Source organism: Sphingomonas sp. (genome assembly GCF_036387535.1).
Taxonomy (GTDB): domain Bacteria; phylum Pseudomonadota; class Alphaproteobacteria; order Sphingomonadales; family Sphingomonadaceae; genus Sphingomonas_R.
Window position 1 is genome coordinate 56,549 of sequence record NZ_DASVTO010000072.1, and the last position, 8,876, is coordinate 65,424.

Below are 8,876 nucleotides of genomic sequence, written 5' to 3' on the forward strand. Positions count from 1 at the left end.
TCGGCGGTTGATGCCCATCGGGCCTCTGACGCGCTGAAAAGGGACTGATCCCGGCCGCTTCTCAAGGCGGTGGTCTTGTAGAAAGCCACTCTACAAGAGCGCTGCCTGATATGGCCATCCGGATCGTGGCTAGGTTCCGGCGCCATGATCGCCCACAGCCACCCGCAGCCGGCACCGGCCGATGCCCGCCGCCAGGCGCGCAGCCTGTTCTGGCGTGGCTGGAGCGTGTCGCAGGCGGCCGAGGAGCTGGGCCTCAACCGCGCGACCGTCGAAAGCTGGAAACAGCGGGAGAAATGGGACGAAGCGCCCATGATCCGCAAGCTCGAGGACAGTCTCGAGCTGCAATATATGGCGCTGGTCGCCAAGCAGAAATGGACGCCGGAGGAATATAAGCGGCTCGACGCGCTCGGCCGGCAGGTGACGACGCTGGCGCGGGTGCGGCGGTTTGTGGCCGAGGGCGGCCATGAAGGCGACCTCAACGACAATGTCGCCAAGCGCAACGCCGCGCCGAAGAAGAAGGCGAAGCGCAACCATTTCACGGCCGAGCAGGCCGAGCAGCTTCGCCAGCTCTTCGAAGAGGAGCTATTCGGCTACCAGACCGACTGGCGCGCCAGCTCGTCGCTCCGCACGCGGATCATCCTCAAGTCGCGCCAGATCGGCGCCACCTGGTATTTCGCGCGCGAGGCGCTGATCGACGCGATCGAGACCGGTCGCAACCAGATCTTCCTGTCGGCGTCGAAGGCGCAGGCGCACGTCTTCAAAAACTATATCGTGCAGTTCGCGCTCCGGGTCGGCGTCGAGCTGAAGGGCGATCCCATCGTCCTGACCAGCGACCTGATCCCCGACGGCGAACCGGCCGCCGAGCTGCATTTCCTTGGCACGAACTCGAAAACCGCGCAGAGCTATCACGGCAATTTCTACTTCGATGAATTCTTCTGGGTCTATAATTTCACCAAGCTCAACAATGTCGCCGCGGCGATGGCGAGCCACAAGAAGTGGCGGAAAACCTATTTCTCGACGCCATCGTCGATCGCGCATGAGGCCTATGACTTCTGGACCGGCGAGGATCAGAAGAAGCGTCCGGATTATCAGAAGGTCGACCATAGCCATGCCGCGCTGAAGGGTGGGCAGCTGTGCGTCGATCATCGCTGGCGCCAGATCGTCACCCTGACCGACGCGGAGGCGCGCGGGTGCGACCTGTTCGACCATGACGAGATCCGTCGCGACAACGCGCCCGACGTCTATGCCAACCTCTATGACTGCCAGTTCGTCGACGACAGCCTGTCGGCATTCAAGTTCAACGACATGCTCGCCTGCGGGAAGGACAGCCTGGTCGAATGGCTGGACGTCGATAGCGAGGCACGGCGGCCCTATGGGGACCGGACGGTCTGGGCAGGCTATGATCCGCAGGAGAGTGACGAGGGAGACTATGCGGCGCTGGTGATCTGTGCCGCGCCGAACGGGCCGCATGAGCCGTTTCGGCTGCTCGAGCGCCACCAGCTGCGCGGCGATTTCGACGAGCAGGCTACCTTCATCAAGGCGATGCTGGCGCGGTACAATTGCACCTATCTCGGGATCGACGCCACCGGCGTCGGCGCCGGCGTCTACCAGATCCTCGCCAAACCCGATTCCGGCATCAAGGGCCTGCGCAAGATCGAATATTCGCTCGAGGTGAAGAGCCACATGATCATGAAGGCGCAGCACACGATCAAGCGCGGCCGGTTGCAGTTCGATGCCGGCTGGCTCGACGTCGTCTCGGCCTTCGTCTCGATCAAGAAGACGCTGACCACCAGCGGGCGCAACATCACCTTCAAGGCCGGGCGCAGCGGCGGCGATGGCCATGCCGATCTCGCCTGGGCCGTGATGCACATTCTCATGAACGAACCGCTCGACGGCAAGCAAACGCCCGGTGGCACGATGGAGATTTTCTGATGAGCAAGCGATCGGCCGCAGCCCGGCGGATGTCCAGGACCGAGGCGGTGTCGGCCGCGCAGGGCGCTATCGTCGCGGGTGGGCGGCGCGAGGCGGTGGAGGCGTTCACGTTCGGGGATCCGGAGCCGGTGCTGAACCGGCGCGAGTTGCTCGACCTGATCGAATGTCCGCATAATGGCCGCTGGTACGAGCCACCGCTGTCGATGGACGGCCTGGCGCGGACCTACCGGGTGTCGCCGCATCATTCGAGCGCGATCATCCTGAAGCGCAAGCTGCTGGTGGCGTCGTTCGTGCCGTCGCCCTGGCTGAGCCGGGCGACGTTCGAGAAAGTGGTCCAGGACTTCCTGATCTTCGGCAACGCGTATGTCGAGCGGCGCGACAACCTGCTCGGGATGCCGCTCCGGCTGGATCATTCGCTGGCGAAATTCACGCGGCGCGGCGTGGTGGCGGGCGAATTCTTCTTCGTACCTGGCGGGATGGTGGAGACGCCGTTCCGGCCGGGCAGCATGTTCCAGCTGATGCAGCCCGACATCAATCAGGAGATCTATGGCCTGCCGGAATATGTTTCGGCGCTTCAGTCGGCCCTGCTCAACGAGAATGCGACGTTGTTCCGGCGTCGCTATTACCTCAACGGCTCGCACGCCGGGTTCATCCTGCACACCACCGGCGATTTCGCGGAAGGCGCGATCGACAGCATCAAGGCAGCGTTGAAGAATTCCAAGGGTCCGGGCAATTTCCGTAACCTGCTGATCCACCAAGCCGGCGGCAAGGATGGCGGGGTCAAGCTGATCCCGATCGCCGAGGTGGGGGCGAAGGATGAGTTTCTCGGGATCAAGAACACCACGCGCGACGATATCCTGGCCGCGCACCGGACGCCGCCGGCGCTGCTTGGCATCATCCCGACCAATGCCGGCGGGCTGGGCGACCCCGTGAAGGCAACCGACATGTTCTATGAGCTGGAAATTGAACCGATGCAGCCGACCTTCAAGCAGATCAACGACTGGCTGGGGCTCCCGGCGGTCGCGTTCAAAGAGCGCGTGAAGCCGGCCGCCGGCGTTTGAACGATCGCTTTTGCGGCTCGGGCGGGCTCGGGCGCGCGTCGACGGGCGGGCCGAGGCTCTCCGCGATCCGGGCGGGGACGGTCACGAACAGCGCGTGTCGATCCGGATCCCAATCGGCCATGCCGGCCGCGATGGCGTCCGCGTGCGCATCGGCCAGGGTCGGGCGCCAGGGTGCGACGGGGCGTTGCAGCATCATCAGCCGGTAGCGTTTCACATCCCCGGCCCTCTGCATGGCGCTGCATCCTTCAATTTGGGCTCGGCGGCCTTGGCACCCGCGGCCATCAGCGCCGGCGTTCGCGCGACACCGACTGCCAGGCATACACGGTTCATGAGTGTGTTCGCATTCTGGGTCGCCAAGAGCCTTTGCGGGCCGGGTTCGCATGGCTGGTTGAGCATGCCCCGCCAGAATTCATCGAACACCGATCGATCGCCGTTACTGACCGCGAACAGGAAGGCGAGGGCCAAGCGCAGGCCGGGCGACGGCTCGATCGTCACCTTGCCGACGAGATATTGGGTCTCCTCCAGCACCATCAGAGCCTTCATCGTCAGCGACTCGATCGGCATCCGCATCGGACTATATGAGAACATATAAGGAACGGTTCAAGCCGTTCCAACGCTATGCCAGCAGATACCAAGCCAGGATCGCGAGGAAGACGATCACCGCCGGGACGATCGCCGCGCGCAACCGCTTCGATGTCGTTGCGGACCTGTCGGCTGGCACCAGCGCCTCGATCGAGGAGACGCTCAGTTCACTGAACCCCACGCGGATGCCTTCGATCCGGACGCGCTGGCCGACTAGGCGGCGGGCGCGGCGGGGTACGTTCAGCTGCCAGCGTCCACCTGCCTCGCGCAGCAGGCCATAGGACTGGCCGTCATGGTCCAGCTGGCCGATCTCGACGTGGTGGGTTCCGCGCGGCATCGTGCGACCATGCCCCAGGCCGCGGCGGGGTGCCACCCCCCTCGATTGGCCAGCGTTGCGACCCCAAATCGCGCGCTTTTCCCCCCGCCTCGCCTGCCCGCTTTTCGTGTCGCTTTTGATGCACCTTCATCCGCCCTCCGAAGGCTCGGAAAAACTAGGCCACGCGGGCGGTTCTTTAGGCCCTAAGAGCCGCGGAGGAGTGATGCGGATTGATGCAGCTTGAGGGGTATTTCTCGGTAGGTGCCGTCTGTGGCCAAGAAACTTCGCGAGCTGGCCATCTGGCACCGCTCCTGGCCCCATAGAGGCGATCTCGCCCGGACATGAGGTCGCGGCTCGCGCGCTGCCGAATTCGCCTGCTCTCCCCGGAGAGCACCGGGGCGGCGAAGCTGCACCGTCCGAGAACATGGCTAGACCGTCCGCTTGTCGCGGTCGCAACGGCAGCTGCCTTAAACCCTTCAAATTGCGCACGCCGAAGGCGTTCATCATTCCCCTTTGATACTACCCGTTACGGATTCTCACCGCTTGGAGGAACCGCGTTAGCCTCATCAACGGCCAAGCCCAGGCGAGCAAAAGACGCGGCTAAACGTGGGTCGTTGAACCGCATCGCCATCTCTTCCCGGTGCGGCTGGCTCCGGAGCATGCGCTCTGTTTCGGCCGCGTCAGCGGCTCGGCGATCGGCGTCGTCGACGGGTTGGGGGGCCTTCCCGCGGATGCGTTGAACGAACGCCCGTGCCTTTGCAGGCAGGTCGAGCCGGTAGGCGTTGCTGACTTGGCGAACCTGTGGACCGCGGCCGGGGTTGTCGACCGGCTCGGTCCGCCTGATCCAATCCAAGAAGCCGTGATCTTTGAGCGCCGCCAATGCTTTGCAGACAGCGCTCGGCGCACGCTTCACGCGCTCGGCTATCGTCGCAATGGCCGGGTCCAGTCGACCGGTCCGGCGGCATACCATCGCGTAGAGAGCTTCGAGAACCTCGATGCCGACGTGACCTAACGGACCATTGCGCTTTCCGGCCTTCTTATGCGCCCGATTGTACGATTTGGCGGCCAGCATACGCGCGAAGATCTCGTTCTTGGCGATCGGCCGGTAGAAGCGCTCTTCGCGCTCGCCAACATTGTAGCTGTTGCGCCGCACCGGCTGGAACGTCCGGCGCGCCTTGAAGGTCGCGCCGGTTGCGACTTCGAAGATGGAGCGAGCGGTCATGCCACCGCTCCCTTCCGCCGGCCACCTAGCGGCGCCTGCCCTCCAGTAGCGACGATGCCGGCCGTAAACCGTCCAGCAGCACGTCCGCCCATTCCTGGGCCAGCGCTCGACGGCGCGGCATATAGGCCGCGCGATTGTATTTGCTCTCCACCCCGCTCGGCAGATGCGCCAGCATCAAATCGATAATGGCCCGGTCGGCAGGGCGATCCATGTCCTGCGCCCGTCCGTTCATCAGCGTCGAGAAGGTTGACCGCCAGCCATGCGGCACATGACGGCCGCGATACGCAGGCAAACGGTTGTAAAGATAACCGACAGCGTTCTCGCTCATGGGTCGGTTGACGTTCCGTTCGCTTGGAAAAACGACCTTGCTCTTGGCGCTGAACGTCCGCGCGACCGTCAACACTTCGACTGCTTGACGTGCGAGCGGTACAAGGAAGTCGAACCGGTCGTTCTGCTTGCGCTCGACGATCAGTTTCATGCGCTCGGCGGGGACGTGCCAAAGCGGAGCGGGACCGTCGAGGTCCAGCAGCTCGGTCCAAGGGAGGAAGCGCACGACGCCCGGCCGAACCGCCGTCAACGCGATGAAGCGCGACATCAGCTTTGTGATCGGATGGGCGATCGAATCCTCGGCCGCGATCAGAAGCGCCCGAGCCTCCTCGATCGTCAGCAAGGCAGGCTGGCGCCCCTTGATCAATGGCTGCAAGGCGCCGACGATCACGGCCGCCGGGTCGCTGGTCGCTTTGCTGTCGGCAATGGCGTAGCTGAATATCGCCGAGATCCGCTGTCGCACGCGTCTCGCCGTCTCGACCGCCGGCCTGGCCTCGATCGCGCGGACGATCGTGAGCACCTGGTCCGATCGGATCGCCGCTATATCCAATGATCCGACTGTCGGAAAAACATAGTCCTCCAAACTGCGCAGAACATCCTCCGCGTACTTCGCGGACCAGATCGAAGATTGAAGCGCATGCCACTCGCGGGCAATCGTCTCGAAGCGACGCGAGAGATCCACGTTCGCCGACAGCGACTTTCCGGCCGTCGCCGGGTCCAGCCCGGCCCTCAGAACGCGTCGAGCATCCTCTGCCATCCGACGCACCTCCTTTAGCCCGATCTGCGGATACGGGCCGAAGGTGAGCAGCTTTTCCTTCTTCTCGAACCGGTACTTCATGCGCCACGAGCGATAACCGGACGTCGTAACCAGCAGGAACAACCCCTGCCCGTCGGCAAGCTTGTATGGAGCCGCTCGCTTCTCGGCCGTCTTGCACTGGATATCGGTCAGCACCCGATACCCCCACGCGCGGATTGGCGTACCCCCAAAATACCCCCAAACTGGGCAAGCTGTTGTGAGCGGCAGTGAGACATAGCGAGACGTCATCTCGCGGGCAAAACCCTACAAAGCAACGGCTTTCATGTGTTTTTGAGACCTCACGAGATGTCGTGAGAAGCCCCTCAAATTGGGGCTTGGTGGACAGGGCTGGATTCGAACCAGCGTACGCTTGCACGGGCAGATTTACAGTCTGCTGCCTTTAACCACTCGGCCACCTGTCCATGGGGCGTCCCTGCGGGAGGCGGCTCAATGGCGAATAGGGCCGGGGCTGTCAACGTCCGCATCGCATGTTCCTGCGCGGCCATGATAACGGGCGGCGTGGCAAGCATGGCAAAAGCATGCGGCGCCCGCTAAGGCCGCAGGCATGCGCAAAGGACACCGCCCCTCTTCTCCCGCCCCAGGCCGGCCCCGTATCTGGGGCCGCCATCCCGTCCTGGCCGCCCTGGCCAACCCGAATCGCGACGTGCGTCGCATCTGGGGCACTCAGGAGGCGCTGGCCGGGCTGGACATCGACAAGGCGATCCCCGTCACCTACGCACAGGGGCCGGATCTTGGCCGGTTGGTCCCGAATGACGCCCCGCACCAGGGGATGGTGATCGAGGTCGATCCGCTGCCCGACATCTGGCTGGGCGATCTGCTCGATCTCGGTCGCGACGATCAGCGTCCGTTGGTGGTGCTGGATCAGGTCACCGATCCGCATAATGTCGGCGCGATCATGCGGTCGGCCGTCGCTTTCGGTGCGCTCGGCCTCATCACGCAGGACCGCCATTCGCCGCCCGAATCCGGCGCGCTCGCGCGATCGGCCTCGGGGGCGCTGGAACAGCTCCCGTGGGTGCGTGTCGTGAACCTCGCGCGTGCGCTGGACGAGATTGCGGAGGCGAATTACTGGCGCATAGGCCTGACCGGCGATGCGCCGCAGACGCTGGAAACCGCACTCGGCACCAGCAAGCTGGCACTGGTTCTGGGTTCCGAAGGCGAAGGCATGCGCGCCAACACGGAGGCGCATTGCGACGCGCTCGCCCGGTTGCCGATCAGCGCGGACGTGGAGAGCCTCAACGTCTCCAACGCCGCGGCGATCGCGCTCTATGCGGCGTCGGTCCGCAAATAAGCCCTCCCGGGTCCGACGGGTCTGACGATCAATCCTCGGGTGCGATCGTCACCCGCAATCCGTCCAGCGCGGCCGTGAACGGCACCTGGCACGACAGCCGCGACGTTGCATCACGCGCATCCGAACTGTCGAGCAGGTCGTTTTCATCCTCGCTCATCGCGGGCAGCAGTGCCGCAAAGGCCGGATCGATCCGGACGTGGCAGGTCGCGCAGGAACAGCATCCGCCACACAGCGCCAGCAATTCGTCAATGCCCGCGTCGCGGATCACTTCCATCACCGACAGGCCCGGCTCGCCTTCGATCGACTGTTCGGTGCCGTCGCGGGTGACGACGATCAGCTTCGGCATTAGGATTTCCCTCCCACGATAGGTCGGACCGGGCTATGTCTGGCCATACGATCGAACGCAAGGGTGTTGCACGATGGGGTTGAGCGCGGCGGATCTGGATGCGGGCATGGCCGCACTCGCCGCGATCGAACCCGCGTTCTCGGCGGGAATCGCGCGGATCGGCCTGCCCGCGCCGCGCATCTATGAACGCGGCCACGCCACCTTGCTGCGCACGATCGTCGGGCAACAGGTCAGCGTCGCCTCCGCCGCCGCGGTCTGGCGCAAGCTGGAGGTGGTGATCGGCACCGGCGTTCCGCTGGACCGGCTTGCCGCCGCAACGGACGAAGCGCTGCGCGAAGCCGGCCTGTCGCGGCAAAAGGCCGGTTACGCCCGCAGCCTGGCGGATCGCATTCTGTCGGGCGGGCTCGATCTTGATGCGCTTCCGGCCGATGATGAAGCCGCGATTGCCGCCCTCGTCGCGATCAAGGGGATCGGCCGCTGGTCCGCCGAGATCTACCTGCTGTTTGCGGAGGGCCGGCCCGACATCTGGCCCGCCGGCGATCTCGCGATCCAGATCGAGGTCGGGCGGCTGCTCGGCCTGCCCACGCGCCCGACCGAACGCGAAACGCGCACCCTCGCCGAACCCTGGCGCCCGCACCGCGGCGCCGCCGCCATCTTCGCCTGGGCGCATTATAACACCCCGGTCCTGTAATCCGCCCGCTGGTCAGACGCCGCCGGTGCCGGTATCGAAATCTAAAGGGGTCCCATGCCATGCCGCATCCGGAACGCGATGGGGAGAGGGCCATGACCCGCACAGTGGGAGCAGAAACACGAACCGGTCGTCCCCCGCTGACAGCGTCGCGCCCGTGATGATGAACGCTCCCCCGCCGGCCCGGCTCGATCTGCCGCCGCCGCCGCGCGCGCGCGCGGCATTCACGCCGGATTTCGGCCGCCGCTTCGCGATCTTCGGGGATGCGGAGGAGGAGTTCGACTGGTCGCAGCCCGT

Annotated in this window: 10 protein-coding genes and 1 tRNA gene; 4 read left to right on the forward strand and 7 right to left on the reverse strand. The window is 64.8% G+C overall.

Annotation, left to right across the window (positions count from 1 at the left end; all coding sequences use genetic code 11):
- Positions 1-144 precede the first annotated feature (144 nt).
- Both VF649_RS06745 and VF649_RS06750 read left to right on the forward strand, forming a co-directional pair.
- A complete protein-coding gene (locus VF649_RS06745; protein WP_331011195.1) occupies positions 145-1,932 on the forward strand; it encodes a terminase large subunit domain-containing protein in 1,788 nt (595 codons plus the stop codon).
- Positions 1,932-2,993, forward strand: coding sequence for a phage portal protein (locus VF649_RS06750; RefSeq protein WP_331011196.1), 1,062 nt, complete (start codon positions 1,932-1,934; stop codon positions 2,991-2,993). The genes VF649_RS06745 and VF649_RS06750 overlap by 1 nt, the downstream gene beginning before the upstream one ends.
- On the opposite strand, the gene VF649_RS06755 is transcribed toward VF649_RS06750, so the two are convergent.
- From VF649_RS06755 to VF649_RS06780, 6 genes are all read right to left on the reverse strand, one after another.
- Positions 2,959-3,225: a hypothetical protein gene (locus VF649_RS06755; protein WP_331011197.1), complete on the reverse strand. Its 267-nt coding sequence runs from the start codon at positions 3,223-3,225 to the stop codon at positions 2,959-2,961. The genes VF649_RS06750 and VF649_RS06755 overlap by 35 nt on opposite strands.
- A complete protein-coding gene (locus VF649_RS06760) occupies positions 3,204-3,563 on the reverse strand; it encodes a hypothetical protein (RefSeq protein ID WP_331011198.1) in 360 nt (119 codons plus the stop codon). The genes VF649_RS06755 and VF649_RS06760 overlap by 22 nt, the downstream gene beginning before the upstream one ends.
- 46 nt (positions 3,564-3,609) lie before the next feature.
- Complete coding sequence (locus VF649_RS06765; protein WP_331011199.1) at positions 3,610-3,912, reverse strand: DUF5818 domain-containing protein; 303 nt, start codon at positions 3,910-3,912, stop codon at positions 3,610-3,612.
- A gap of 505 nt (positions 3,913-4,417) precedes the next feature.
- Positions 4,418-5,113, reverse strand: a complete 696-nt coding sequence (locus tag VF649_RS06770) for a replication protein A (RefSeq protein WP_331011200.1) — start codon at positions 5,111-5,113, stop codon at positions 4,418-4,420.
- A 25-nt stretch (positions 5,114-5,138) separates the two neighbouring features.
- Entirely contained in the window at positions 5,139-6,392 is a 1,254-nt protein-coding gene (locus VF649_RS06775) for a tyrosine-type recombinase/integrase (RefSeq protein WP_331011201.1), read from the reverse strand.
- A gap of 180 nt (positions 6,393-6,572) precedes the next feature.
- Positions 6,573-6,658: transfer RNA gene (locus VF649_RS06780), tRNA-Tyr, on the reverse strand.
- Positions 6,659-6,801: 143 nt separating this feature from the next.
- On the opposite strand from VF649_RS06780, the gene rlmB reads away from it, so the two are divergent.
- Entirely contained in the window at positions 6,802-7,545 is a 744-nt protein-coding gene (gene rlmB / locus VF649_RS06785) for a 23S rRNA (guanosine(2251)-2'-O)-methyltransferase RlmB (protein WP_331011202.1), read from the forward strand.
- Between the two features lie 28 nt (positions 7,546-7,573).
- Here rlmB and VF649_RS06790 read toward each other — a convergent pair whose 3' ends face one another.
- Positions 7,574-7,891 (reverse strand): 2Fe-2S iron-sulfur cluster-binding protein, encoded by a 318-nt coding sequence (locus VF649_RS06790; RefSeq protein ID WP_331011203.1) that lies wholly within the window; start codon positions 7,889-7,891, stop codon positions 7,574-7,576.
- 73 nt (positions 7,892-7,964) lie between these two features.
- Between VF649_RS06790 and VF649_RS06795 the strand changes: the two genes are divergently transcribed.
- A complete protein-coding gene (locus tag VF649_RS06795; protein WP_331011204.1) occupies positions 7,965-8,582 on the forward strand; it encodes a DNA-3-methyladenine glycosylase 2 family protein in 618 nt (205 codons plus the stop codon).
- The last annotated feature ends 294 nt before the right edge of the window (positions 8,583-8,876 follow it).

Bases quoted from the DNA above. Each gene is read 5' to 3' on its own strand.
- VF649_RS06790 (WP_331011203.1), bottom strand. From the start codon at position 7,891: ATGCCGAAGCTGATCGTCGTCACCCGCGACGGCACCGAACAGTCGATC.
- VF649_RS06750 (WP_331011196.1), top strand. From the start codon at position 1,932: ATGAGCAAGCGATCGGCCGCAGCCCGGCGGATGTCCAGGACCGAGGCG.
- VF649_RS06755 (WP_331011197.1), bottom strand. From the start codon at position 3,225: ATGCAGAGGGCCGGGGATGTGAAACGCTACCGGCTGATGATGCTGCAA.
- VF649_RS06760 (WP_331011198.1), bottom strand. From the start codon at position 3,563: ATGCGGATGCCGATCGAGTCGCTGACGATGAAGGCTCTGATGGTGCTG.
- rlmB (WP_331011202.1), top strand. From the start codon at position 6,802: ATGCGCAAAGGACACCGCCCCTCTTCTCCCGCCCCAGGCCGGCCCCGT.
- VF649_RS06770 (WP_331011200.1), bottom strand. From the start codon at position 5,113: ATGACCGCTCGCTCCATCTTCGAAGTCGCAACCGGCGCGACCTTCAAG.
- VF649_RS06765 (WP_331011199.1), bottom strand. From the start codon at position 3,912: ATGCCGCGCGGAACCCACCACGTCGAGATCGGCCAGCTGGACCATGAC.
- VF649_RS06795 (WP_331011204.1), top strand. From the start codon at position 7,965: ATGGGGTTGAGCGCGGCGGATCTGGATGCGGGCATGGCCGCACTCGCC.
- VF649_RS06745 (WP_331011195.1), top strand. From the start codon at position 145: ATGATCGCCCACAGCCACCCGCAGCCGGCACCGGCCGATGCCCGCCGC.